This window comes from Sphingomonas sp. MA1305, assembly GCF_016107325.1.
Lineage (GTDB): Bacteria > Pseudomonadota > Alphaproteobacteria > Sphingomonadales > Sphingomonadaceae > Sphingomonas.
Genome location: NZ_RCVT01000001.1, coordinates 409,213 through 432,758 on the forward strand (window position 1 = coordinate 409,213; position 23,546 = coordinate 432,758).

Genomic DNA, 23,546 nt, shown 5'->3' on the forward strand with positions numbered 1-23,546 from the left:
TCGGGTCACCGCGATCCCACCCTAGCATCGCAAGCATGAGGTCCCTAAGTCGCACGCTATGCTGACTCCTGATCAGGCGCGTGATCGCGCCGCCGACATCGTCGCCCGTGCTCGTGCTGCAGGCGCCGATGCCGCCGATGCCGTCTTCGCCGCCGATTCCTCGCTCGACGTTTCCGTGCGCCTCGGCGCCCTGGAGGACGTCGGCCGGTCCGAAAGCGAGGAACTGGGCCTGCGCGTCTTCGTCGGCCAACGCTCGGCAAGCGTCTCCACCTCCGATCTGTCGAGCGACGCGGTCGCCGCCTTGGTCGAGCGGGCGGTGGCGATGGCGCGCGAGGCGCCGGAGGATCGCTGGGCGGGGCTTGCCCCGGCGGACCGGCTGATGCACGGCGCGCCGCCGCTGCTCGACCTCGACGACCGGGGCGAGGCGGAACCGGCCGAGCTCAAGGCGCTGGCGCTCGAAGCCGAGGAGGCGGCGCGTGCGGTCGCCGGTGTTTCGAACAGCGAAGGCGCGGGCGCCAGCGCCTCCCGCTCGGTCTGGGCGCTCGCCACCAGCCACGGTTTCGCCGGAGCCTATGCCGCCACCGCCTATGGCCTGTCGGCGAGCGTGCTGGCTGGCGACGTCGCCAGCGGCATGGAGCGCGATTACTGGCATCACGCCGCCCGCCACCGCAGCCATCTCGAATCGGCGGCCGAGATCGGCCGGCGCGCGGGCGAGCGGGCGGTCGCGCGGCTCAACCCCGGTCGGATCGCCAGCGGGCCGATGCCGGTGGTCTTCGATCCTCGCGTCGGCGCCTCGCTGCTCGGCCACCTGACCGGCGCCATCGCGGGGCAGGCGATTACCCGCCGGACCAGCTTCCTGCTCGACGCGCTCGGCACGCAAGTGTTCGCGGCGGGCGTGTCGGTGCATGACGATCCGCATCGCCCGCACGGCCTGCGCTCGCGCCCGTTCGATGGCGAGGGGCTGCCGGTATCGCCGGTCGCGCTGGTCGAGGCCGGCATGCTCGAAACCTGGCTGCTGGACAGCGGCTCGGCCCGGCAATTGGGTCTGGAGCCGACCGGCCATGCCGCGCGCGGCGTCGGCGGCGGGCCGGGCGTGTCGCCGAGCAACCTCTACATGGCGGCGGGCGCGGTGCCGGTGGAAACTTTGATCGGCGACATCGTCCGCGGTGTCTATGTCACGGAACTGATCGGTCAGGGCGTCAATCCGGTCACCGGCGACTATAGCCGCGGTGCGGCCGGCTTCCTGATCGACAACGGCGCAATCGCCGGCCCGGTCGCCGAATTCACCGTCGCCGGCAATCTGAAGGACATGTTCCTGCAGCTGACGCCGGCGAGCGATCTGGAATTCCGCTATGGCACCAACGTGCCGACGCTGCGCATCGACGGGATGACGGTCGCCGGTGGCTGACCCGCGCGCCGCCCTCTGCCGCGCCGTCGCCCAGGCGGCGGCCGATGCCGGGCAGATGGCTCTGGCGCGCTGGCGGACCGATTTCCGGCAGTGGGAAAAGTCGCCGGGCAGCCCGGTCTGTGAAGTCGACCTTGACGTCGACCGGATGCTCCGTGCGCGCCTCGCCGCCCTGCTGCCGGAGGCGGGCTGGCTGTCGGAGGAAAGCGCCGACAGTCCCGAGCGCCTGGGCCACCATTGCGTCTGGGTGGTCGATCCGATCGACGGGACGCGCGACTATATCCGCGGGCGCGAGGGCTGGGCGGTGTCGGTCGCCCTGGTCGAGGACGGGCACGTGACGATCGCGGTGCTCGACGCGCCCGCGCGACGCGAGCGCTGGACCGCCGTCGCGGGGCAGGGGGCGTGGCGCAACGGCGTGCGGCTGCGGGCCGGCGATCGGACCGCGCTGCCCGGAGCGCGCGTGCCGACCGACGCTCTGCCCAAGGCGGACCGCGATCTGTCGCCGGTCGCCAAGCCCAATTCGATCGCGCTGCGCATCGCCATGGTCGCTGCCGACGAGGCCGATCTGGTCGCGACGCTGCGTTGGGGCAACGAATGGGACATCGCCGCTGCGGTGCTGATCGCGGCGGAGGCGGGCGCGGGGATCGGCGATGCCACCGGTGCCGCGCTGCGCTTCAACAAGGCCGATCCGACCGCGTTCGGCGTCGTCGCCGCGGCGCCCGGCATCCATGCCGCGGCGGTCGACCGGCTCGCCGACCGGGCCCGCGCGATCCTCGGCCCGCCACCGGCGTCATCCTGAAAAAGGCTGTAATCTGAATTAGGTGCCCCGCAGAGAAGCCGGAACCCTGACGGCTGCGTAACGTTTTGTTGCGGATCGATGCCATTGGGGGCGTCGACCGACACAAAGGGACCATCCGATGCTCTGGACCATCGCCGTCATCCTGCTCATCCTGTGGCTGCTCGGCTTCTCGCTCCACATCGCCGGTGGCCTGATCCACATCCTGCTCGTCATCGCGATCATCGTCGGCCTGATCCAGCTGTTCACCGGCCGCCGCGCCATCTAGGCGACCGGCCCCACGGTTCGCCGCGTTAACCACTGATTTCGATCGTAAACTGGAACGTGGCGAGCCGGGGGCGGTTGATCTGCCGATGACCACTATCGACCGACCTCTGGTTCTCGTCGTCGAGGATCAAGCCCTGTTACGCGTCCACGCCCATCTTGCCTTGGAAGAAGCGGGGTTCGCCGTAATCGAAGCCGCCGATGCCGACGAGGCGATGCTGCGCATGGCGCAGCCGCCCTATCCCGTAGCCGTCTTCACCGACGTCCGGATGCCGGGGGCGATCGACGGGCTGCAACTGGCGCACCGGTTGCGGCAGGCGCGACCGGATCTGACGATCGTCATCACCTCCGGCGCGAGCAGCGTCGACGACGATGCCCTGCCCGTCGGCAGCGTCTTCCTGCCCAAACCCTATACGGCCGCGCAGGTGGCGCGCCTGCTCGGCGACGGCCTGCTCCCGCCGGCCGCAGCGAGCGGGGCAAGTCGTCGCCTTGCCCCGTCGCTGGCGATTAGTGGACGAAGCGGGCGACCACGTCACGATAGCTGCGGCTGACCTTCACGCTCGCGCCCGAATCGAGGACGAGGAAGCATTCGCCGTTGGTGTGCGGCTTGACCTGCTTGACCAAGTCGAGGTTGACGATCGTCGACCGGTGGACGCGCTGGAACCGGCGCGGATCGAGCCGCTTTTCCAGGTCCTTCATCGTCTCGCGCAGGATCAGCGTATTGTCGCCGGTGTAGATGCACATATAGTCGCCGGCGGCGTCGATCCGCTCGATCGTGTCGACGTCGACGCGGAAGATCTGGCCGCGATCCTTGATGTTGATGAGCTTTTCGAAGCGGTTCGCCGCGACACCATCGCTGCCGTCGGCCATGTCGGCCGCCGCCTCGGGCGCGTGCTCGGCGAGCACCTCCTTCAGCTTCTCGACTTCCTCGACGCCGCGCTTCTCGCTGAGCCTTTGCCGCACCCGGTCCAGCGTGTCGGCGAGGCGCGCTTCTTCGACGGGCTTCATCAGATAGTCGACCGCCTGCGCCTCGAACGCGCGCAACGCATGATCGGAATAAGCGGTGACGAAGACGAAGAGCGGCGGCTCCACCTCCATCAGCCCCTGCACCACCGAAAAGCCGTCGAAGCCCGGCATCTGGATGTCGAGAAAGACGAGATCGGGCTTGTGCGTCTTGATCGCGCGGATCGCCTCGCGCCCGTTGGAGCATTTCTCGATGATCTCGACATCATCGTGCGCCTGGAGCCGAAGCTCCAATCCCTGGATCGCGAGCGGTTCGTCGTCCACCAGGATGGTTCTGATCGTCATGCGGCCTCTCTACTCACATCGTCGAGCTGGAAGGGAATCTCGATATCCACCGAAAACCCGCCAGCCGGCGTGGTACGCGTCTCGAAGCGCTGATCCGGGCCATAGGCCTGCACCAGCCTCTCCCTGATATTGGTAAGACCCACGCCGGTTGAAAGGCTGGGCGTGATGCGGGTCTCGTGCAAGCCCGGCCCGGTGTCGGACACGCCGATCTGCACCCGGTCCCCGGCGAGCCGCACGCGCACGCAGATCTCCGCGCCATCCTCCTGCGGGCTGACCGCATATTTGATCGCATTCTCGACCAGGGGCTGGAGCAGCAGCGACGGCAGGCGGGCACGTTCGGCGCGCGGATCGATGTCGAACACCGGGCGCAACCGTTCCTCGAAGCGCATCTTTTCGATCTCGAGGTACAGCTTCAACGTCTCCACCTCCTGCGCGACCGTGACGTGCGCGGTCGGTTCGTTGGCGAGCGTGTAACGCAGGAAGGACGATAAACGGCTCAACATCGCATTCGCTCGTTCCGTCTGCTTGAGCAGGACGAGCGTCGAAATTGAGTTGAGCGTGTTGAACAGGAAGTGCGGATTGAGCTGATAGCGCAGCATCGCCAGCTGCGCCGACGACGCCTGATTCTCCAGCACGTGCATCTCGTCGATCTGCTGTTCGACGATCAGATAGAAGTTGATGCCGAAATAGAGCGCCGACCAGCCGGTCAGGACGATGAAGGCGACATAGAGCGCGCCGAACATGCCGACGATCGTCACCGCGGCGCGATCGTCGCGCACCAGCGAGAAGGCGATGGAGACGATCAGCGCATAGAACAGCACCGCGCCGAGCAGCGTCAGCACGGTCAGCAGCACCCCGCCGAGGCGCGGCAGCGAGCGATAATAGCCGTACAGCGTCGAGAGCAGCAGGGTGATGCAATAGCCGACGATCGCCTCGACGATCGCGGGGATCACCGCCTTGACCGACAGGTTCGACAGCGTCGAGGCGCCGCGGAGCAGCAGATAGCCGGTCCAGCCGACGGCCTGCAGCGTCCAGAAGGCGCGGGCCTTGTCCTCGAAGAAGGGGCGTACGTTGAGCGCGGGGCGCTGCGGGGCGGGAAGGGTCGCCATGTCGCGCCGCCTCTACACGGGAGCGGCGCATCGCGCAAAAGAGAAGGGCCGCCGCTTGCCCGAAGAAAGCGGCGGCCCTGGAGTTCGAACCGTCAGGCGGTTCCCGTTCGCCTTAGAAGGAGAAGCGGGCGCCGAGGCGGATCTGGTACAGCGACTGCGTGAAGTTCAGCGACTTGGTGTTCGGCGACGCGAACGAGCTGTAGCGATACTGGGCGCACGGCTGCGACGAGCTGGTGTTGACCACACCCGTCCCCGGCGTGGTCCCGGTCGGCGTCGCCACGCTCAGGCACTGCACGTTGACCAGCGAGGCGCCGTACGGGAAGCCGAACTGGCGCAGACCGCCCCAGTTCTTGTTGAGCAGGTTCGGCAGGTTGTTGATGTCCGCGAAGATCGACAGGCGGGACTTGCCGAGGAACGTCGGAATTTCCTGCTCGACGTGCAGATCGATGCGGGTGAACGCCCGGTTGCGTGCGGTGTTCTTGGCGATGATCTGGCCACGATACTTGGCGAGATCGGGGTTGGCATTGATGTAGGCGTCGAGCGCGGTCTGCGTGGTCGTGCTGTCGTAGCTGACCTTGGCATCGCCCGTACCGGTCGGCACGTAGAGCAGGTTAGTCGGCGTGTTGCCGGTCAGCACGGTGCCGAACACGGTCGAACGGGTCGAGACGTTGTCCTGCATCGTGTAGCTGAACGGACGGCCCGCGCGGGTTTCACCGAACAGCTGGAACACGGTGCGATAGTCGCCGAAGAACGCGTGATCGTAGCCGACCGAATACTTGAACTGCCACTTGATCTGGTCGCTCGACGTTCCATACGACGGGACGTTCGGATCGGCGAAGAACTGGTTGCGATAGTTCGAGTTGATCGTCGACGATGTCGCGTTGCCGACGTCCTTCACCCACTGGCGGGTGTAGCTACCCGACAGGCTCAGACCCCAGTCGAAATCCTTGCTGGCGCGAACGACGATGATGTGGCTGTGGCCCTGATGGCTGTTGCCCGTGATGATGTCGTAATTGGCATCGGCAAAGGTACCGGTCGCGGCACCGTAGCGGACGCGACCGTCCGGCAGCAGGCCGATCGGCACCGACCGGGCGTCGGTGAAGATCACACCGTCGATCACCTTCGAATAGTAATAATCGGCACCCAGGTTGAAGCCCTGGAAGCGATAGTCACCCGAAATCGTCGCCTTCAGCGAACGCGGCAGGTGGAAATTCGGTGACAGTGCACCGGTGTTGGTGCGCGCGACGTTTGCGGCTGCCGCGGGATTGGCAGCTGCGTTGGCGGCGAAGGCCGCGACGGAGGACGGCACGTTGCCGGTGACGTTGTTGAGCGCCGCGGTGCAGATGTCGGTCGGCACGGTGATGCTCGAGGTGCAGGTGTTGGAACCCTGCGCCGCGCGCGTGATCGTGATCGCGCTGGTGGTGATCGTGTTCGAGAAGCTGTTCGACTCGTAGATGTCGGGCGAACCGCCACCGAAGATGCCGGCGCCGCCGCGCAGCTTCAGCCCACCGAGGAAGTTGTCGGGCTTCCAATCGAAGCTGATGCGCGGCTCGAACTGATCGAGGCCGTTGTAGGTATTCGTGTTCGGATAGCCGTAGCGGGTGTTAAAATAGGGATTGTAGACCGGGCGCTCACCCTGGGCATACATGCTGTACCGCGCGCCATAAGTGACGGCGAGGGTGTCGGTAACCTGCCACTCGTCCTGCATGCCGAAGGTGAACTGGGTATAGCGGAAGTCGGCTGCCGCGCTCACGCCGGGGATCGGCGCTGCATAGATGAGCTGGTTGGCGTTGCCGGCCTGGAAGTCAGCCAGCGAGTCGAAGTAATAGGTGCCGAGGCTATTCTGCACGAAGTTGTTGAACGTGCGGTTCTGCGTCACGTCGACCAGCGCCTGGATCTGGTGCTGACCGGCGGTGTAGCGGCCGAGCAGCGAGCCTTCCCAGGTGTCGAAGAACAGCTGGTTCGTCTGACGCGAATTGTCCGGACCGAAATAGATCCGCGGTACGCCCGTCGAACAGCCGGTCGTGCTGCCGCTCGACGTCGCATCGGCGCAGACGCCGAGCTGGCCGATGCCACGGCCGAGCAGCGGCTCCTGGCCACGCAGATTGTACTTGTAGATCGCGCGCGCTTCGGTCGAGAACTTGTCCGTCCAGTCCGAGTTCAGCTGAACGATGCCCGCCTTCAGCAGCTCGGTCAGCGCATAGGCGTTGGAGCTGAGGCCATAGGTCGGGTTGGCGGCGTTGGTGCTGGTGTTGTTCTGGCTGACTAGCGAATCATATGCGTTGATGTACGACACCGACAGGCGCTGGCCGTCCATGATGTTCCAGTCGATCCGACCGGTAATCTTTTCGTCCTTGCGCGGGTTGATCGTCAGCACGCTGCCGACGTTGGCGCCGAGATTGCGACCGTTGGCCACGCCGATCACCGAGTTGATCTGGCTGTTGAGCAGCGTCGGGTTGGCATATGAGCCGAGTAGTGTCGAGAACGGGCGCGGATCGGTGTTGCGCTCAGCCGAGACCATGAAGAATAGCTTGTCGGCGATCAGCGGACCGCGCAGCGTCGCGCCATAGGTTTCCGACTTGTACTTCGGCGTCACCTGCGTCGAGCTGCCGATGCGATCGCCGGTCAGGCCGTCGGTGTTCTGCGAATAGAAGCCGGTGCCGTGGAATTCGTTGGTACCGGACAGCAGCACGGTATCGATCGTGCCGCCCTGAAAGCCCGACTGACGGAAGTCATAGGGCGCGATCGAGACGGACACCTGCGAGATCGCGTCGAACGGCACCGGACCACGGTTGGTCGGGCTGGCGTCCTGGTTCAGACCGAAGGTGTCGCCGACGGTCACGCCGTTGATGGTGAAGCGGTTGTAGCGCGGATTGACGCCGGCAAAGCTGACCGCGCCGCCGCGGTCGCCGCTGTTCGACAGGTCGAGCGTCGCAAAGGGGTCACGGCGCTGGATGTCGCGGATGTCGCGGTTGACCGAGGCGACCTTGCTGATCGTCTCCTGGGTCAGCACCGTCTGCGGACCGTCCGAGGTCGTGCCGGCGCCACGGATCGACGATGCGCGAACGACGATGTCGCCAGCCTCGTCGCCGGCAGCCGGCGTCAGGTCGATCGGCAGGGAGAAGGGCTGCTGGACGACGGTGTAGATGTCGGTGACGGTGCGGTTACCCTGCGGGCTCGCGATCTCAACGGTGTAGGGACCGCCGACAGGCAGGCCGCTGGCGTTGAACGTGCCGTCCGGGCCCGTCGCCGTGTTGATGCGGGCGTTGGTCGTGGTGTTGGTGATCGTCACCGTCGCGCCCGCCACCGGAGCGCCGCTGGCCGTCACCGAGCCTCGAATCGCTGACGTCGTCTCCTGCGCGGACACGGCCGCCGGTGCGATGAGCGCGACCGCGGCCACACCCAGGAAAAGGTTGTTTCGCATCAGAAAAATGTCCCCTTTGAGCTTCAGCTCGGAATCGCGGCCAGCGTTGTGCCGTCTCCGCGCGCCCTGCCCGTGGGATATTTCTATTCTGTGACAATCGCGAGTCGTGGTTGCTACGCGGGTTACGTTCGCGCTGCTGCGTTGCAAAAACGCAACGCTTCCAAGGGATTTAGGCCCGCCTCGTCACCAACTCGGAACCAAGTCAGTCCAGCGTGACGGTGCCGGCGACCAGCCCGTTCCACGTCGCCTCGTCGATGACGCGCACGCCCAGATCGGCGGCCTTTTTCAGCTTCGAGCCGGCGTCCGCCCCGGCGATGACCAGATCGGTCTTCGCCGACACCGATCCGGCGACCCGCGCGCCCAGCGCCTCCGCCTGCGCCTTGGCTTCGTCGCGGCTCAGCGTCTCCAGCTTGCCGGTGAACACCAGCGTCTGGCCGCTGACCGCCGATTCGCGGGTCTGCCAGACCAGATCGGCCGGACTGACCTGGCTCAGCAGGTCGTCGACCGCGGCGCGATTGTGCGGTTCCGCGAAAAAGTCGATCAACGCCAGCGCCACCTCTGGTCCGACCTGCTTGGTGTCGACCACCGCGGCCAGCGCCTTGGCGAGGCGGGCGAGATGCTTGTCGTCGCTCTCGCCGATCGCCGCCGGCGTCGCGTCGCGCAGCGCGATGCCCTGGTCGATCATCGCCATCAGTCCGGCCCAGCTCGTCCACCGCCGCGCCAGATCGCGCGCGGTGACCTCGCCGACGTGACGGATGCCGAGCGCGAACAGGAATCGGTCGAGCGGCGGGGCGCGCCGCGCGTCGATCGCCGCGATCAGATTGCGCGCCGACACCTCGGCCCAGCGTTCGCGCGCGAGCAACGTCTCCTCGGTCAGCCGGAAGATGTCCGCCGGCGTCTGGATCAGGCCGTCGCGGAAGAAGCTTTCGATATTGGTGATGCCGAGGCCGTCGATATCGAGCGCGTGGCGCGAGACGAAATGGCGCAATCGCTCGACCCGCTGCGCCGGGCAGATCAGGCCCCCCGAACAGCGCCAGTCGACCTCGCCGGGCTCGCGTTCCGCCGCCGATCCGCATTCGGGGCAATGGGTCGGGAAGGGCCATGGCGGGCGGCTGTCGTCGCGCGACAGATTGTCGACGATCTGCGGGATGACGTCGCCGGCGCGCTGCAGCACGACGCGGTCGCCGGGCCGGACGCCCAGCCGCGCGATCTCGTCGGCATTGTGCAGCGTCGCATTGGTGACGACGACGCCGCCGACGGTCACCGGCTCCAGCCGCGCGACCGGGGTCAGCTTGCCGGTGCGACCGACCTGGATGTCGATCGCGTTGAGCGTCGTCTGCGCCTGCTGCGCCGGGAATTTATGGGCGATCGCCCAGCGCGGCGCGCGCGCGACCTGGCCGAGCCGCTGCTGCCAGTCGAGCCGGTCGACCTTGTAGACGACGCCGTCGATGTCGAAGGGCAGGTCGGCGCGGCGTGCCTCGATCGCGCGATAGGCGGCGATCGCCGCCTCCACCGTATCGGCTCGGGTAAAGCCTTCCGCGATCGGCAGTCCCCAATGCTGCAAGGCGGCGACCACCCCGTTCTGCGTCCCGGCGGGCAAGGCGGACACCTCGCCCCAACCGTGCGCGAAGAAGCGCAGCGGGCGGCTGGCGGTGACCCCGGCATCCTTCTGGCGCAGCGAGCCGGCGGCGGCGTTGCGCGGATTGGCGAACTGGCGGGCCGCCTTGCCGCTCGCCTCGGCCTCGTCGGCGAGCCGGCGGTTGAGCGCGGCGAAATCCGCCTTGGCCATATAGACCTCGCCCCGGATCTCGAACACCGCCGGTGCCTCGGGTGGCAGCGTGGCGGGGATGTCGGCGATGGTACGGACGTTCTCCGTGACGTCCTCGCCGACCTGCCCGTCGCCGCGGGTCAGCGCCTGGACGAGCCGGCGGTCCTCGTAACGCAGCGAACAGGACAGGCCGTCGATCTTGGTCTCGGCGGTCAGCGCCACCGGTTCGTCATCGGCGAGGCGCAGGAAGCGGCGGACGCGGGCGACGAATTCGGCCACCTCCTCGTCCGAGAAGGCGTTGTCGAGACTCATCATCGGCCGGGCATGGGCGACCTTGGCGAGATGGCCGGCGGGCGCCGCCCCGACCTGGCGACTGGGCGAATCGGCGCGGACCAGATGCGGGAAGGCCGCTTCGAGTGCGGCGTTGCGGCGGATCAGCGCGTCATAGTCGGCGTCGCTGATCTCTGGCGCATCTTCCGTATGATACAGGCGATTGTGATGGGCGATCTCGGCGGCGAGCGCTTCCAGCTCGGCGGCGGCCTGGGTCTCGGTCTCGGGCAGATCGGTCATGCGCATGGCGGTAGGGGAGGCGGGCGCGATCGGGCAAGCCCCGCGCTACGACCACCAGCCGGGATAGGCGGCGACGATCGCCATCGACAGCACCAGCACCGGCAGCGCGGTGCGCCATTCGAAGCTCGCCAGCGTCTCCAGCGATCGTCGTGTATTCCATGCGGCGATCATGGCCGCGACCAGGCACCAGGCCAGCCACCAGCCGGTGCCCGCCGGCCGTCGGATGATCACGTCGATCGCCAGCGCCACCACCGCGACGCCGCCGATGGCGGAGAGCAGGCTGAGCAGCGTCCCGACGGGCAGCATCGCCAGCGCGACGCGCGATTCGACATCCCGGATGGCCATCGCCATTCCGTCGCGGCTGGACCGCGACGGCGCAAGTCCCATTGCCGCGTAAAATTCCCCACGCGCCGTGAACCAACCTCGCCCGCGCGCGCTTTCGTCTGCAAATGCAGGGAGAAAGCGCGTGACCGATCAGACCAATCGCCGTGACCTGTTCAAGGGCGCTGCCGCGGCCGGAGTCACCGCGGCGGCCGCGCCGGCCCTGGCCCAGGCGGGTACCGTGCCCGTATCCGACCCCAAGACGAAATACCCCAGCCAACCCTTCGCGGAACAGCGGCAGAAATGGCCGGCCCTGCAGCGCGAGATGAAGCCGGTGCCGGATTGCGGCGAAGCGAGCTATCGCGGCTCCGGCCGGCTCGCCGGGCGCAAGGCGCTGGTCACCGGCGGCGATTCGGGCATCGGCCGCGCCGCGGTGATCGCCTTCGCGCGCGAAGGCGCGGACGTCGCGATCAATTATTATCCGACCGAGGAGCCGGACGCGCAGGACGTCGCCCGCCTGTTGCGCGGCGAGGGCCGCAAGGTGGTGCTGATCCCCGGCGACCTGACCGACGAAAAATTCTGCCGCGACCTGATCGCCCGCGCCAATCGCGACCTCGGCGGGCTCGACATCCTGGTCAACAACGCCGCCTATCAGCAGAGCAAGGCGTCGATCATGGAGATCAGCGCCGAACAGTTCGACCGGACGATGAAGACCAACCTCTATGCGATGTTCCACCTGACCAAGGCGGCGATCCCGTTGATGAAGCCGGGTGCGGCGATCATCAACACCGCCTCGGTCAATTCGGTCAGTCCGGAAAAGGAATTGCTCGATTACGCGACGACCAAGGCGGGCATCCTGATCTTCACCAAGGCGCTGGCCAAGCAGATCGCCAGCAAGGGCATCCGCGTCAACGCGGTGGCGCCGGGGCCGATCTGGACGCCGCTGCAGGTCGCGGGCGGGCAATTGCCGGGCGAGATGGACAAGTTCGGCCAGGACACGCCGTTGGGACGCGCCGGCCAGCCGGCGGAGCTGGCCGGCCTTTACGTCAGCCTGGCCGATCCGACCAACAGCTTCACCACCGGCAGCGCCTTTGGCGCGAACGGCGGGACGGGGGCGATCTGATCACCCGTGAGGGCGGCGGCCAAGTCCCTGATGATCGCGCGTTACGCCGCGAGTCTTGACAAAATTGACGCCTGAACGGGGTTTCTCGCCCCCTCCACGATGCCGGGCTCGACCCAAGCGCCTCCCGGGCGTGGACGGGGGAGGCGGTGCTGAGGCCGCTCGTGACCATCGCCATTCGGACCACGATGAGAAAGAGCCGTTAACCGCCCGCATCATGCCCCCATCCGGCCGTGTAGGACAGCGCCTTATGCGGTCTCCAACAGCCGGTCGGCCTGGGCCCGTGCCTCGTCCGTCACCGTCGCGCCGGACAGCATGCGGGCGATCTCCTCGCGCCGCTCGGCCTCGTCGAGGATGCGCACCCCGGTGCGGGTGACGGTGCCGTCATGGCTCTTGGCGATCAGCAGATGTTCGGCGCCGCGTGCCGCGACTTGCGGCGAATGGGTGACGACCAGCAATTGCGTCCGCTCCGCCAGTCGCGCCAGCCGATCGCCGATCGCGCTCGCCACCGCGCCGCCGACGCCGCGGTCGATCTCGTCGAAGATCATCGTCGCCGCGCCGCCTTCCTCGGCCAGCGCGACCTTGAGCGCCAGGATGAAGCGGGACAATTCGCCGCCGCTGGCGATCTTGGCGAGCGGGGCGAAGGGCGCACCGGGGTTGGTCGCGATCTCGAACTCGACGCGATCCTTGCCCTGCGCCGACCAGCCGTCGGCGCCGACCGTCTGCACCACCGTGCGGAAGCGCGCGGCATCGAGCTTGAGCGGGGCGAGCTCGCCCGCCACTGCCGCATCGAGCCGTTCCGCCGCGGCCCGTCGACGTGTCGACAGGATGTCGGCGGCGGCATCGTAATCGGCCCGCGCCGCCGCTACCGTGGCCTCCAGCACCGCGATGCCGTCCTCGCCCGCCTCCAGCCGGTCGAGCCGCTCGCGCAGCTCGCTGGCGAGCGCGGGCAGGTCGTCGGGCTGGACGCGATGCTTGCGCGCCATGCCGCGCAGCTCGAACAGCCGCGCCTCGTCATCCTCCAGCGCGCGCGGATCGAAGGCAAGCGCGCCATGCGCCTCGCGCAGCCGCTCCTCCGCAGCCGATGCCTCGATCACCGCGCGGTCGATCGCCGCCAGCGCCTCGGCCAGGGCAGGGTGATCCTCGGCGATCCGCTCCAGCACCCGCGCCGCTTGGCGCAATTGCGACAGGCCGCCGTCCGATCCGTCGAGATGCGCGTCGATCGCCGCCAGTTCGCTGGCGATCTTCTCGGCACGCTGCATGCCGCGGCGCTTTTCGGCCAACGCCTCTTCCTCGCCCGGCTCGGCGGCGAGCGCAGTCAGTTCGCCGACCGCATGTTCCAGCCATTCGCGGTCGCGCGCCGCCGTCTCGATCTCCGCGCGCGCCGCGGCGAGCTTGGCCTCGGCGTCGCGGAACGCTGCCCAGGCCCGCGCCGTGTCGGCGGTGTCGATCCGGCCGAAGGCGTCGAGCAGCGCACGATGGCCGCGCGGGTTGAGCAGGCCACGATCGTCGTGCTGGCCGTGGATCTCGACCAGCATCGGCGCCATCTCGCGCAGCAGCGCCGCGCCCGCCGGCTGATTGTTGACGAAGCCGCGGCTGCCGCCGTCCGCCTTGACCAGGCGGCGGACGAGCAGCGGCTCGCCCGGCTCGACCTCGATGCCATTGTCGTCGAGCAGCGCGCGCAACGGCCCGGTCGGCGGATCAAAGGTCGCGGTCACCGTCGCCTGCGCCGCGCCATGGCGGACCAGCCCGCTCTCGCCGCGCGCGCCCAGCGCCAGGCCGAGCGCGTCGAGCAGGATCGATTTGCCCGCGCCGGTTTCACCGGTCAGCACGTCGAGCCCGGACCCGAATTCGAGATCCAGCGCCTCGATCAGCACCACGTCGCGGATGGAAAGCGCAGTCAGCATCGTCGGCCGATATAGCGCGGCGGCGCGGCGATGTTGATCCCTCAATGTTCTGTTTTTTCGAGACGGGCGGCGCGGTCCGGCGGATGGCGTCTGCCGCCCAGAAGCGGACCTTGCGCGGTCGTATAGTCTAAGGCACCATCGTAGCGATGGGATGGATTGCGAAGCCAGGTTCCGCAGAGGACCGTCTTAATCGGTGGATGACGCGCAAGAACGTTACCCTGATTTTCTTGGCATCTTCAACGTTATACAGCTCCCTTCTGGCTTGGGCGGCAATTGACTTACTAGTGCCAAAATGGCGCTATTTGGCGGGCTTGCCACTTGCCTACGGCATTGGAGCTGCATGTACTGCCATCGCCCTTTGGAGAGCGGAAAAACCATCGGCAGTGACGTGGGCCAGCGCGTATCTATTTGCCGCACTCCCCGCGATTAAAATGCTCCTCGACAGTGGTGTCGTTGAAGAGATCGCAGGCCGCTTATCATAGCGATCGTCCGCTTCCGCCCACTAGCGGACATTCGCGCCCGTTGTCAGACTGGGTGAATGAAGAACATCCAGATCATCGACGGCGCGAGCAATGCTACCTACAGCCTATTCCAAGCCACCGACGCCGAGTTTGCCGCGATTTTCCCCGACGGGCACGACATGGAAATCATCGAAGACCTGATCGCGCGCTTAGGTGATGAAGAGGCAACTCGGGTGCTTACACCCATTTGGAACCGACCGATTCTGAAGCGGGACGCGCTAGGGCTTCACGGCACACTTTTCTACGATAACGAGCGCCGTCGAATCCCGGCGTCGAAGCGGGAAGTCGATTGGGATGAGCGGTCGATCAACCCGGCCCAACGGGAGCTTTTTTCCGCTCACCGCGGATGACCGCTTTCGCCCAACAGCGGACATGGCTCGATCACGAGACGGGGGTGCCGGGCGGGCTTGTCGTGTGATCCCAAATGGTCTTGACGCCCTCATTGCAGCGGTAGCCGGTCGAACAGTCGATGTGTTTCTCTATCTGATCTCGGACGGCTTCCACCGCTGTGCAGGGAGCGCCCATTTCGGTTTCAAGAAAAACCCATGGCTCAGGGTTCATGGTCGAGCCACGCGCGAGATATCTGTCGAGAGTGCCTCGCGAAACTTGAGTGCCGTTCCAATACGTTTTGCCTGCCCGATCAAGGGCGATCGTGTTGAGCATGACGAGACCGAAGGGTCGAGGCTTACCCCACGACGATCGAGGCGGAGAGCACGCTTTCGGTGCTTCGGATGAGCAGCCCGCCGTTATCAAACTGGTCAGAACAATCGCGTGAACAAATTTCATGAGGTGAGACTGCCTGCGCAATGGCGCCGACGCCAGCGGAACGTCCGCGTTCCCCCAGGAGCGGACGGTTTGCTTGCGCCCAAACTGACATTCTGCGATCAGTTTCTTGTGGAAAGGTAGACAACGCAGGATTGTAGTATGGACGGTCTACTTCCTGGAGTAGCTGAAGATATCATCGAGTGGGTCGACGATCGATTTGGTCGGACGGCAGCTTGGATCGTCGGCGTTGGTTCCGTTCTCGGACTCACGATCGGTACCATCGCCATTGGGTTCGTGGCAGTTGACTATCTTGCAGGCTGAGCGTGCGCACGCTTGCAGTGGGTTTTGGCCTGTTTACACCCGATTGTGCTCATTAAGGGCGTATGCGACCGGATGACATGAAAGTTGATGACTCCCTGCAGGTATGGCTGAAACCCGGTTTGGGACTCGTACTTCCCCTCAGCGTAGCTGCTGGCTTGTTGGCAGCGGCACCCGAACAAGATCCGCCTGAGTGGATGATTTTCATCGCGGCAGTTTGTACCGCTATAGCAATCGTTTATTCATGCCACGGTCTCAATCATTGGCTCGCCTCCCGTCGCAAGTATACTACGTTCTCCATTGTTATAGGCCTATTTGGATGCGCTTCCCTCATCATCGGTCTAATTTGTCATAATCAATTACTTGTTGTCTTGGGTGGATTGATAAACGTAGCTGCGGGCATGTTAATGAAAAGCTTTATCGGCCGCTGGGCCAATCGAATTAGACAAAGGCACCTATAGGTCAGCAACCCCTCGATAGCGCTCGTCCGCTTTCGCCCAATTGCGGACATTCGCGTCGAGTGGCAGTCTTCTCGAATGAAGCGCGGCGGCCCAATCACCCTATTTGCTATTTGCTCCTTGGTCGCCGCTTGTGACGGTCGCCACCGGGATAATTCGAACCAAAAGCAAGCATCGGCCCTACAACTTGATTACAAAATTTGCATAGCCGATTTGACTAAACTTAGCGATCCTAAAATAGCCGCCAACGAGGCAATCAAACGACACGATTATCGCCTATACCGTTATAACCAAAATGGCGAAGCGTCTATGATGTACGTAGCTGGCTATGAAAGCTGCCATGGTCGCGCTTTGGAGACGCCTGACCAACAACTGAAAAGTAAATCTTGGCAGGAGTCGTTTGATAGAGATACGTTATTCTTGAGTCAGATAAGAGACGAATCGACTCCTTTACCATGTGTCGCAGATTGCGATTACCCGATATCTGCGTGCGGTCAAAAGTTACTTGATAGCGCTGGCCGGTACAATCATGCAGTCATCGAGTCAGGCGTTCGTGGCGGAAAGCCAATCTGCACTTTTTCACGCTAACGTCCGCTTTCCCCCAAAAGCGGACGTACCGCTCCAACTGCCGGAGCGTTGTTGCGTCGCCTCGATCTCGAGGGTGGGGTCAACGCAGGGAAGGACGCGGTACCCCGGCGCTCTGGCCGGGGTACCGTCAGACTTCGATCAAGCCGCGCGTTGTCCCGCGTGCGTCAGTTGGTCGGTCGACCCGCGCTCGTGCTGCCGGCCGGACCCACCGGCGCCGGGCCGGTGCTGGTCGCGCTCGGCGCGCCGCCGCTCTTGGTCGAGGCGCCGGGCAGGGTGGGCGCGGCGCCGGGGGTGCCGACCGGCACGATCGGCTGGCCCGGCGCGACCGCTGCGACCTTCTGCACCGGATGCTCCTGCATCAGCTTGTAGGCATGGCTGTACCAGTCGGTGCCGGGATAATTGGCCCCGAGCACCGCGGTCGCCTTCTGCGCCTCTTCGGGCAGGCCGAGGGCGAGATAGCTTTCGGTCAGGCGCATCAGCGCTTCCGGGATGTGCGTCGTCGTCTGGAACTTGTCGACCACGGTGCGGAAGCGCAGCGTCGCCGCCAGCCACTGGCCGCGCGTTTCGTAGAAGCGACCGATCTCCATTTCCTTGCCGGCCAGATGGTCGTTGACCAGGTCGATCTTCAACCGCGCATCCGACGCGTAGCGCGTGTTGGGATAGCGGCGGGTCAGCTCGCCGAGCGCACTGAGCGCCTGCAGCGTGATCTTCTGGTCGCGGGTGACGTCGCGGATCTGTTCGTAATAGCTCAGCGCGACGAGGTAATAGGCATAGGGCGCATCGCGATTGCCGGGGTGGACGGAGATGAAGCGCTGCGCCGACTGGATCGACTTGGTGTAGTCACGGTCGAGATAATAGCTGAACGCGCTCATCAGCTGCGCGCGGCGGGCCCAGATCGAATAGGGGTGCTGGCGCTCGACCTCGTCGAACAGCTGCGCCGCTTCCTTGTAGCGGTGCTGGTCGAGCCGCGTCTTGGCGGTGGAATAGAGCGTGCCGACGTCGCGCGCGACATAGGGCAGGTCGCTCTTCGCGCGGTTGCGGGCGCAACCCGCCATCGGCAGGACGAGGGCGGCGAGCAGAGCGGCGGTCAGCGCCTTGGACTGGGGGATACGCATCGGCTACGGCTCTTAGCGTAAGGGGGTTGGCGCGAACAATCCCCCACGTCATTCGTTGCACCCCGGATTTGTTCCCCCGCGAAAGGTCTCTCGATGCCCGCCACGTTGCTCCACACCCACCGCGTCGAAAAGCCCTGGGGGCGGCACGATCTGGGCTTCGGCTTCGAGGATGCGCCGGTGAGCGGCGATCCCGTCGGTGAGATCTGGTTTCAAGAGCCGGGCGACACGACCCCGGACTTGCTGATCAAATATCTGTTTACCGGTCAGAAATTGTCCGTGCAGGTGCATCCGGACGATGAGCAGGCGCATGCCCGCGGCCTGCCGCGCGGCAAGGACGAATGCTGGACGATCCTGAGCGCTCGGCCCGATTCGACAATCGCGCTCGGCCCCAAGCAGCCGATCGGCAAGGACCAGCTGCGCGCGGACGCGCAGAACGGCACGATCGAATCGGATCTCGACTGGGTGCCGGTGAAGGCGGGCGATTTCTATTACGCACCGTCGGGCACGATCCACGCGATCGGCGGCGGGCTGACGCTGATCGAGGTGCAGCAGAACAGCGAGACGACCTATCGTCTGTATGACTATGGCAGCGACCGCGAATTGCACCTGAAGGACGGCGTCGACGTCGCGCATCTCGAACCGTATCGGCCGATCACCTCGCCGGGCGAGGTCGAGCCCGGCCGGACGATCCTGGTGGAAGGGCCGAAGTTCGTGCTGGAGCGCTGGTCGCAGGGCCGCGACGTGGCGCTGCCGGAGGGGACGACGGGCTGGCTGGTGCCGATCAGCGGATCGGGGCGCGTCGCCGGCGTCTCGTTCAAGGCGGGCGAATGCGTCACCGTCACCGGCACGGAGACGGTGGAGGTCGACGGGGACGCCGACCTGCTGTTCGCCTATCCCGGCACGCAGCGCCGATAAGGGCCGAAGCGGGGCGGTGGATCACCGCCCCTTAACGTCTGATAGGGTAGAGCCGCGCGCATGTTGCGCGTGCTGACGCTTTCGACGCTGTTTCCCGATGCGAGCCGGCCCAATTTCGGCCAGTTCGTCGCCCGCCAGACGCAGGCGCTGGCGGCGGTGCCGGGGGTCGAGGTGCGCGTCGTCGCGCCGATCGGGACGCCGCCGGGCCCGCTCGCCTGGCTCGCCCCCGCCGGGCGGCAGACGGTGCCGTTGCGCGACCGCTGGCTCGGCCTGGCCGTCGAGCGGCCGCGTTTCGTGGCGCTGCCGCGGGTCGGCGGCCCCCGCAACGCCGCCAGTCTGCAACGCGCGCTGGTGCCAGTGATCGATCGGCTGCGCGACGAATTCCGCTTCGACGTGATCGACGCCTCCTTCTTCTACCCCGACGGGCCGGCAGCGGTGGCGCTCGGCGCGCGCTATGGCGTGCCGGTGTCGATCAAGGCGCGCGGCGCCGACATCCACCATTGGGGCACGGCGCGCGCCACCGCGGGACAGGTGCGGGCGGCGGCCGTGGCGGCGGACGGCATGCTCGCGGTGAGCGCGGCGATGCGGGACGACATGATCGCGCTCGGCATGCCGGCAGGGCGGATCCACGTCCACTATACGGGCGTCGACCAGGATCGATTCCGCCCCGGCGACCGGGCAGCACAGAAGGCGGCGCTGGGCGTCGCCGGGCCGTTGGTGCTGTCGCTCGGCGCACTGATCCCGCGCAAGGGGCATGACATCGTCATCGACGCGGTCGCCGGACTGCCGGGCGTGACGCTGATCATCGCCGGCGAGGGGCCGGAGCGCGACCGCCTTGCCGCGCGTGCCGCACAGCACGGCATCACCGATCGGGTCAGGCTGATCGGCGGCGTCCCGCACGACGACCTGCCCGCGCTGATCGGCGCGGCGGACGTCATGGCGCTCGCGTCGCGCTCGGAAGGGCTCGCCAACGCCTGGGTGGAGGCGATCGCCTGCGGTACCCCGGTGGTGATTTCCGACGCCGGCGGCGCGCGCGAAGTGGTGATCGGGCCGGACGCGGGGCGGATCGTGCCGCGGACGGCGGCCGGATTCGCCGGCGGCATCGCCGCGATCCTCGCCGACCCGCCGGCGGCCGAGGCGACCCGCGCGATGGCGGCGCCCTTCACCTGGGCCGCCAATGGCGCGGCGCTGTTCGTCCATCTCGCCGGGCTGGTCGCCCGGGGACGCGGCGCGACCGCGGATCGAAGCGCCGCCGCGTCCTGAGCCCGCTTAAGCGAAGCCGCTCAGGCGTCGAGCGGGTAGAGGGCGGCGGCGATCTGGCGACCCTCGCCACGCAGCACGCCCCAGGCACGGGCGGCGGCGCGGCTGTCCATCGCCTCGACGCCGATACCCTGCGCGTCCAACGCCGCGACCAGCGCAGCAGGGGGGCGGGTCAGCGTCGCGCCGGTGCCGATCAGCACGAATTCCGGCGCCGGATCGAGCAGCGGCGCCAGCGCGTCGACGTCGAGCGTGGCGAGCGGCGGCGGCGTCCAGCCGGACGCCGCGGTGACCGTCAGCAGCAGCGCGCGATACGCGCCGTCGTCCACCCGGAAGCCGGTGCCGGCGAAGCCCCGCACGATCGGGCCGCCGGCCTGCTGCTCGCGCTCCATCCGCATGATCGGCTCAGCGGTCGCGCGGCGCGACGCGCTCGGCATTGTCGATCGGGCTGGTGCCGATCTTCTCCGCCTTGGGCTCGGCGCGCAGGCCCAGGCTGATCAGCAGCGACGACGACACGTAGATCGACGAATAGGTGCCGACGACGATGCCGAGGATCATCGCCGCGGTGAAGCCGCGCAGCACGTGCCCGCCGAGCAGCAGCATCGCGACCAGCGCCAGCAGGATGGTCACCGAGGTCATCACCGTGCGCGGCAGCGTCTCGTTGACCGACAGATTGATGATCTCGCGCATGTCCATCTTGCGATAGCGGCGCATGTTCTCGCGGATGCGGTCGTCGATGACGATCTTGTCGTTGATCGAATAGCCGATGATGGTCAGCACCGCGGCGACGATGTTGAGGTCGAATTCGAACCGCGTGATCGCGAAGAAGCCGAGGGTCATCAACAGGTCGTGGACGATCGCGACGATCGTCGACACGCCGAACTGCCATTCGAAGCGGAAGATCGCGAACAGGCCGATGCCGATGATCGCCAGCACGACGGCGAGCACGCCGTTGCGGATCAGCTCGCCCGACACCTTGCCCGACACGGTCGAATAGCGGCTGAACGTCGCGCCGGGGAAGGCCTGCGCCAGCGCGGTCTCGACCTTCTTGACCACCGCGTTGGTCGCACCCTCGTCGGCGCTTTCCTGCGCGGGGAGCAGGATGGTCAGCGACCGCGGATCGCTGAGCTGCTGGAGCGAGGCTTCGCCGACGCCGAGGCCGTTGACGACGCTGCGCACCTTGTCCTCCGCCGGCGGCGTGACGAAGCGTTCCTCGATCGAGAGGCCGCCGGCGAAATCGACGCCGAAATTGAGGCCGCGCACCAAGGTGACGCCGACCGCCAGCACGCTGAGCAGCAGCGTCAGGCCGAACGCCCAGCCGCGCAGCCGGACGAAGTCGATGTTGGTGTTGTCGGGGACGATTTTCAGGAGTTTCATGGTTCAGGTCCCCGATCAGATGTTGATCGTCTTGGGCTTGTTGCGCCGGATCCACAGTGCGACGAGCATGCGGGTGAAGGTGACGGCGGTGAACACCGAGGTGCAGATGCCGATCAGCAGCACCACCGCGAAGCCCTTCACCGGGCCCGAGCCGAGCACGAACATGATGATGCCCGAGATGGCATGGGTGACGTTCGCCTCGAAGATCGTGCGGCTCGCCTCCTTGTAGCCGAGTTCGACCGCCTGGACGACGCTGCGCCCGCGCCGGCGTTCCTCGCGGATGCGCTCGTTGATCAGCACGTTGGCGTCGACCGCGGTGCCGATGGTCAGCACGAAGCCGGCGATGCCCGGCAGCGTCAGCGTGCCGTGCAGCACGGCGAGCACGCCGAGGATGACGAACACGTTGATGACCACGGCGAGGTTCGCGTAGAGCCCGAAGCGGCCGTAGGTCAGGAACATGAAGGCTATGACCAGCGCCACCGCGACGGCGCAGGCGATGATGCCGTTGTGGATCGAATCCTTGCCGAGGCTGGCCGAGATGGTCGATTCCTCGATCACCTTGAGGTTCACCGACAGCTTGCCCGAACGCAGCGCGATCGCGAGCTGGTTGGCGCTGTCGACCGTGAAGCCGCCGCCGCTGATCGTCGCGGTGCCGCCCAGGATCGCGGTCTGGATGTTCGGCGCCGAGATCACCTTGTTGTCGACGATGATCGCGAACGGCTTGCCGATGTTCGCCTGGGTGACGCGGGCGAAGCGGCTGCCGCCGATGGCGTTGAACGTCATTTCGACGTTGGGCTGGTTGGTCTGCTGGTCGAAGGCCTGGCGCGCGTCGGCGAGCATGTCGCCGGAGATGATCACCTCGCGCTTAACCGCGATCGGCGGCAGGCCGGGCGTCGCATAGGGCAGGATCTGGCTGCCGATCGGCGCGATGCCCTTGGCAAGGTCGGCGGGATTGGCGGTGGTGTCGACCAGCTTGAATTCGAGCTTGGCGGTCTTGCCGAGCAGGTCCTTCAGCGCCTGCGGGTTGTTGAGGCCCGGCACCTGCACGACGATGCGATTGTCGCCCTGGCGGACGATCGTCGGCTCGCGCGTGCCGAGCGCGTCGATCCGCTTGCGCACCACGTCGGTGGTGTCGTTCATCGCGGTCTTCACCGCCTGGTCGAGCCCGGCCTTGGTCGGGGTGACGATGAAGCGGCTGGTGTCGACGACCTGGATATCCCATTCGCGCTGGCCGGACATGCCGGCGCCGCTGCCGGTAATGCCGAGCAGCCGCTCGCGCGCCGCATCGACCTGCGTCGGATCGCGCAGCATGAAGCTGATCTGGCCGCCGCGCGTCGAGATGTCGCCGATCGCGATCCGCGGCGTGCCGTTGCGCAGCGAGCCCTGGATCTGGTCGCGCATCGATTCGATGCGGCTGTTGGCGAGATCCTGCGTGTCCGCCTCGAGCAGCAGATAGCTGCCGCCGGCGAGATCGAGACCGAGGTTGATGCGCGGATGCGCCGGCCAGTTGCGGGTCTGTTCCTCCGAGAAGAAGCTCGGGATCGACAGCGCGCACAGGGCCGCGAGCAGCGCCCAGATCGCGGTCACCTTCCAGCGGGGAAAGTCCAGCATCAGTCGTTCGCCGGCTTCGCGTTGGCGCTGGTCACCTCGCTCAGCGTCGACTTGACGATGCGGACGCGGGTGTTCGGTGCGATCTCGACCTCGACGAAACGGTCCTCGACCTTGGTCACCTTGCCGACGATGCCGCCGGCGGTGACGACGGTGTCGTTCTTCTTCACGCCCTCGACCGCCTGCTGCAGCGTCTTCATCCGCTTCTGCTGCGGACGGATCATCAGCACGTAGAAGACGATGAAGACGAGAAACAGCGGGGCGAGGCTGAGGAACGAGGCGATACCGCCCGATTCAGCGGCGCCGCCGGCGGCCTGGGCATAAGCTGGGGAGATGAGCATCGGATCCGTGCATGGCTGGTCGGCGGCGGGAAAGGCTCCCGTCGCACAGGATGCGCCGCGGGCTAGCATCGCTTCGCGAGCCGCGCAATCTTTGCCGCTTTGCGCACAGCTTACGACGAAGACGGCTTGCGCGCCGCGGCGGAGCGGCCTACAGGCCCGCGCTCGGGTCCGTCGCGGCAGTGTCGCCGGGCCCTCGGTCGGGGCGTAGCGCAGCCTGGTAGCGCATCACACTGGGGGTGTGGGGGTCGCAGGTTCGAATCCTGTCGCCCCGACCATTTATCGAACAGCACC

Annotated in this window: 21 protein-coding genes and 1 tRNA gene; 10 read left to right on the forward strand and 12 right to left on the reverse strand. The window is 66.6% G+C overall.

Annotation, left to right across the window (positions count from 1 at the left end):
• Positions 1 to 58: 58 nt before the first annotated feature.
• The 4 genes from D9601_RS01900 (at position 59) to D9601_RS01915 (ending at position 3,016) form a co-directional block, all read left to right on the forward strand.
• The gene (locus D9601_RS01900) at positions 59 to 1,408 is read left to right on the forward strand and encodes a TldD/PmbA family protein (RefSeq protein ID WP_198352243.1); all 1,350 of its coding nucleotides are present in this window, start codon (positions 59 to 61) and stop codon (positions 1,406 to 1,408) included.
• The gene (locus D9601_RS01905; protein WP_198352244.1) at positions 1,401 to 2,204 is read left to right on the forward strand and encodes a 3'(2'),5'-bisphosphate nucleotidase CysQ; all 804 of its coding nucleotides are present in this window, start codon (positions 1,401 to 1,403) and stop codon (positions 2,202 to 2,204) included. The genes D9601_RS01900 and D9601_RS01905 overlap by 8 nt, the downstream gene beginning before the upstream one ends.
• Positions 2,205 to 2,322: 118 nt before the next feature.
• Complete coding sequence (locus D9601_RS01910) at positions 2,323 to 2,469, forward strand: lmo0937 family membrane protein (protein WP_198352245.1); 147 nt, start codon at positions 2,323 to 2,325, stop codon at positions 2,467 to 2,469.
• 85 nt (positions 2,470 to 2,554) lie between these two features.
• Positions 2,555 to 3,016, forward strand: a complete 462-nt coding sequence (locus D9601_RS01915) for a response regulator (RefSeq protein ID WP_232473776.1) — start codon at positions 2,555 to 2,557, stop codon at positions 3,014 to 3,016.
• On the opposite strand, the gene D9601_RS01920 is transcribed toward D9601_RS01915, so the two are convergent.
• From D9601_RS01920 to D9601_RS01940, 5 genes are all read right to left on the reverse strand, one after another.
• Positions 2,973 to 3,773, reverse strand: coding sequence for a LytR/AlgR family response regulator transcription factor (locus tag D9601_RS01920; protein ID WP_198352246.1), 801 nt, complete (start codon positions 3,771 to 3,773; stop codon positions 2,973 to 2,975). The genes D9601_RS01915 and D9601_RS01920 overlap by 44 nt on opposite strands.
• Complete coding sequence (locus D9601_RS01925; protein WP_198352247.1) at positions 3,770 to 4,882, reverse strand: sensor histidine kinase; 1,113 nt, start codon at positions 4,880 to 4,882, stop codon at positions 3,770 to 3,772. The genes D9601_RS01920 and D9601_RS01925 overlap by 4 nt, the downstream gene beginning before the upstream one ends.
• 112 nt (positions 4,883 to 4,994) lie before the next feature.
• Positions 4,995 to 8,306: a TonB-dependent receptor gene (locus D9601_RS01930; RefSeq protein ID WP_198352248.1), complete on the reverse strand. Its 3,312-nt coding sequence runs from the start codon at positions 8,304 to 8,306 to the stop codon at positions 4,995 to 4,997.
• A 202-nt stretch (positions 8,307 to 8,508) separates the two neighbouring features.
• Positions 8,509 to 10,644: an NAD-dependent DNA ligase LigA gene (ligA, locus tag D9601_RS01935; RefSeq protein WP_198352249.1), complete on the reverse strand. Its 2,136-nt coding sequence runs from the start codon at positions 10,642 to 10,644 to the stop codon at positions 8,509 to 8,511.
• Positions 10,645 to 10,689: 45 nt separating this feature from the next.
• Complete coding sequence (locus D9601_RS01940; RefSeq protein WP_198352250.1) at positions 10,690 to 10,989, reverse strand: hypothetical protein; 300 nt, start codon at positions 10,987 to 10,989, stop codon at positions 10,690 to 10,692.
• Between the two features lie 121 nt (positions 10,990 to 11,110).
• Here D9601_RS01940 and D9601_RS01945 point away from each other — a divergent pair, with 121 nt between their 5' ends.
• Positions 11,111 to 12,088, forward strand: coding sequence for an SDR family oxidoreductase (locus D9601_RS01945; RefSeq protein WP_198352251.1), 978 nt, complete (start codon positions 11,111 to 11,113; stop codon positions 12,086 to 12,088).
• 245 nt (positions 12,089 to 12,333) lie between these two features.
• On the opposite strand, the gene recN is transcribed toward D9601_RS01945, so the two are convergent.
• Positions 12,334 to 13,992: a DNA repair protein RecN gene (recN, locus tag D9601_RS01950; RefSeq protein ID WP_198352252.1), complete on the reverse strand. Its 1,659-nt coding sequence runs from the start codon at positions 13,990 to 13,992 to the stop codon at positions 12,334 to 12,336.
• A gap of 197 nt (positions 13,993 to 14,189) precedes the next feature.
• On the opposite strand from recN, the gene D9601_RS01955 reads away from it, so the two are divergent.
• Complete coding sequence (locus D9601_RS01955) at positions 14,190 to 14,474, forward strand: hypothetical protein (protein WP_198352253.1); 285 nt, start codon at positions 14,190 to 14,192, stop codon at positions 14,472 to 14,474.
• A 56-nt stretch (positions 14,475 to 14,530) separates the two neighbouring features.
• Positions 14,531 to 14,863 (forward strand): hypothetical protein, encoded by a 333-nt coding sequence (locus D9601_RS01960; RefSeq protein ID WP_198352254.1) that lies wholly within the window; start codon positions 14,531 to 14,533, stop codon positions 14,861 to 14,863.
• A 31-nt stretch (positions 14,864 to 14,894) separates the two neighbouring features.
• On the opposite strand, the gene D9601_RS01965 is transcribed toward D9601_RS01960, so the two are convergent.
• Positions 14,895 to 15,176 (reverse strand): hypothetical protein, encoded by a 282-nt coding sequence (locus tag D9601_RS01965; RefSeq protein WP_198352255.1) that lies wholly within the window; start codon positions 15,174 to 15,176, stop codon positions 14,895 to 14,897.
• A gap of 1,630 nt (positions 15,177 to 16,806) precedes the next feature.
• Positions 16,807 to 17,757, reverse strand: coding sequence for an outer membrane protein assembly factor BamD (locus tag D9601_RS01970; protein ID WP_198352256.1), 951 nt, complete (start codon positions 17,755 to 17,757; stop codon positions 16,807 to 16,809).
• 93 nt (positions 17,758 to 17,850) lie between these two features.
• Here D9601_RS01970 and D9601_RS01975 point away from each other — a divergent pair, with 93 nt between their 5' ends.
• Both D9601_RS01975 and D9601_RS01980 read left to right on the forward strand, forming a co-directional pair.
• The gene (locus D9601_RS01975; protein ID WP_198352257.1) at positions 17,851 to 18,672 is read left to right on the forward strand and encodes a class I mannose-6-phosphate isomerase; all 822 of its coding nucleotides are present in this window, start codon (positions 17,851 to 17,853) and stop codon (positions 18,670 to 18,672) included.
• A gap of 60 nt (positions 18,673 to 18,732) precedes the next feature.
• A complete protein-coding gene (locus D9601_RS01980) occupies positions 18,733 to 19,935 on the forward strand; it encodes a glycosyltransferase (RefSeq protein WP_198352258.1) in 1,203 nt (400 codons plus the stop codon).
• A 20-nt stretch (positions 19,936 to 19,955) separates the two neighbouring features.
• Here the strand turns inward: D9601_RS01980 and D9601_RS01985 are convergent, their stop codons facing one another.
• The 4 genes from D9601_RS01985 to yajC are packed head-to-tail and all read right to left on the reverse strand — an operon-like array spanning position 19,956 to position 23,255.
• The gene (locus D9601_RS01985) at positions 19,956 to 20,366 is read right to left on the reverse strand and encodes an Mth938-like domain-containing protein (RefSeq protein WP_232473777.1); all 411 of its coding nucleotides are present in this window, start codon (positions 20,364 to 20,366) and stop codon (positions 19,956 to 19,958) included.
• Complete coding sequence (secF, locus tag D9601_RS01990) at positions 20,335 to 21,306, reverse strand: protein translocase subunit SecF (RefSeq protein WP_198352259.1); 972 nt, start codon at positions 21,304 to 21,306, stop codon at positions 20,335 to 20,337. The genes D9601_RS01985 and secF overlap by 32 nt, the downstream gene beginning before the upstream one ends.
• A gap of 15 nt (positions 21,307 to 21,321) precedes the next feature.
• Positions 21,322 to 22,917 (reverse strand): protein translocase subunit SecD, encoded by a 1,596-nt coding sequence (secD, locus tag D9601_RS01995; protein WP_198352260.1) that lies wholly within the window; start codon positions 22,915 to 22,917, stop codon positions 21,322 to 21,324.
• On the reverse strand, positions 22,917 to 23,255 hold the full coding sequence (yajC, locus tag D9601_RS02000) for a preprotein translocase subunit YajC (RefSeq protein ID WP_198352261.1): 339 nt from the start codon (positions 23,253 to 23,255) through the stop codon (positions 22,917 to 22,919). The genes secD and yajC overlap by 1 nt, the downstream gene beginning before the upstream one ends.
• A gap of 198 nt (positions 23,256 to 23,453) precedes the next feature.
• Here yajC and D9601_RS02005 point away from each other — a divergent pair.
• Positions 23,454 to 23,530: transfer RNA gene (locus D9601_RS02005), tRNA-Pro, on the forward strand.
• Positions 23,531 to 23,546 lie beyond the last annotated feature (16 nt).

Bases quoted from the DNA above. Each gene is read 5' to 3' on its own strand.
- D9601_RS01900 (WP_198352243.1), top strand. From the start codon at position 59: ATGCTGACTCCTGATCAGGCGCGTGATCGCGCCGCCGACATCGTCGCC.
- D9601_RS01910 (WP_198352245.1), top strand. From the start codon at position 2,323: ATGCTCTGGACCATCGCCGTCATCCTGCTCATCCTGTGGCTGCTCGGC.
- D9601_RS01915 (WP_232473776.1), top strand. From the start codon at position 2,555: ATGACCACTATCGACCGACCTCTGGTTCTCGTCGTCGAGGATCAAGCC.
- D9601_RS01920 (WP_198352246.1), bottom strand. From the start codon at position 3,773: ATGACGATCAGAACCATCCTGGTGGACGACGAACCGCTCGCGATCCAG.
- D9601_RS01925 (WP_198352247.1), bottom strand. From the start codon at position 4,882: ATGGCGACCCTTCCCGCCCCGCAGCGCCCCGCGCTCAACGTACGCCCC.
- D9601_RS01930 (WP_198352248.1), bottom strand. From the start codon at position 8,306: ATGCGAAACAACCTTTTCCTGGGTGTGGCCGCGGTCGCGCTCATCGCA.
- ligA (WP_198352249.1), bottom strand. From the start codon at position 10,644: ATGACCGATCTGCCCGAGACCGAGACCCAGGCCGCCGCCGAGCTGGAA.
- D9601_RS01940 (WP_198352250.1), bottom strand. From the start codon at position 10,989: ATGGCCATCCGGGATGTCGAATCGCGCGTCGCGCTGGCGATGCTGCCC.
- recN (WP_198352252.1), bottom strand. From the start codon at position 13,992: ATGCTGACTGCGCTTTCCATCCGCGACGTGGTGCTGATCGAGGCGCTG.
- D9601_RS01955 (WP_198352253.1), top strand. From the start codon at position 14,190: ATGACGCGCAAGAACGTTACCCTGATTTTCTTGGCATCTTCAACGTTA.
- D9601_RS01960 (WP_198352254.1), top strand. From the start codon at position 14,531: ATGAAGAACATCCAGATCATCGACGGCGCGAGCAATGCTACCTACAGC.
- D9601_RS01965 (WP_198352255.1), bottom strand. From the start codon at position 15,176: ATGCTCAACACGATCGCCCTTGATCGGGCAGGCAAAACGTATTGGAAC.
- D9601_RS01970 (WP_198352256.1), bottom strand. From the start codon at position 17,757: ATGCGTATCCCCCAGTCCAAGGCGCTGACCGCCGCTCTGCTCGCCGCC.
- D9601_RS01975 (WP_198352257.1), top strand. From the start codon at position 17,851: ATGCCCGCCACGTTGCTCCACACCCACCGCGTCGAAAAGCCCTGGGGG.
- D9601_RS01980 (WP_198352258.1), top strand. From the start codon at position 18,733: ATGTTGCGCGTGCTGACGCTTTCGACGCTGTTTCCCGATGCGAGCCGG.
- D9601_RS01985 (WP_232473777.1), bottom strand. From the start codon at position 20,366: ATGCCGAGCGCGTCGCGCCGCGCGACCGCTGAGCCGATCATGCGGATG.
- secF (WP_198352259.1), bottom strand. From the start codon at position 21,306: ATGAAACTCCTGAAAATCGTCCCCGACAACACCAACATCGACTTCGTC.
- secD (WP_198352260.1), bottom strand. From the start codon at position 22,917: ATGCTGGACTTTCCCCGCTGGAAGGTGACCGCGATCTGGGCGCTGCTC.
- yajC (WP_198352261.1), bottom strand. From the start codon at position 23,255: ATGCTCATCTCCCCAGCTTATGCCCAGGCCGCCGGCGGCGCCGCTGAA.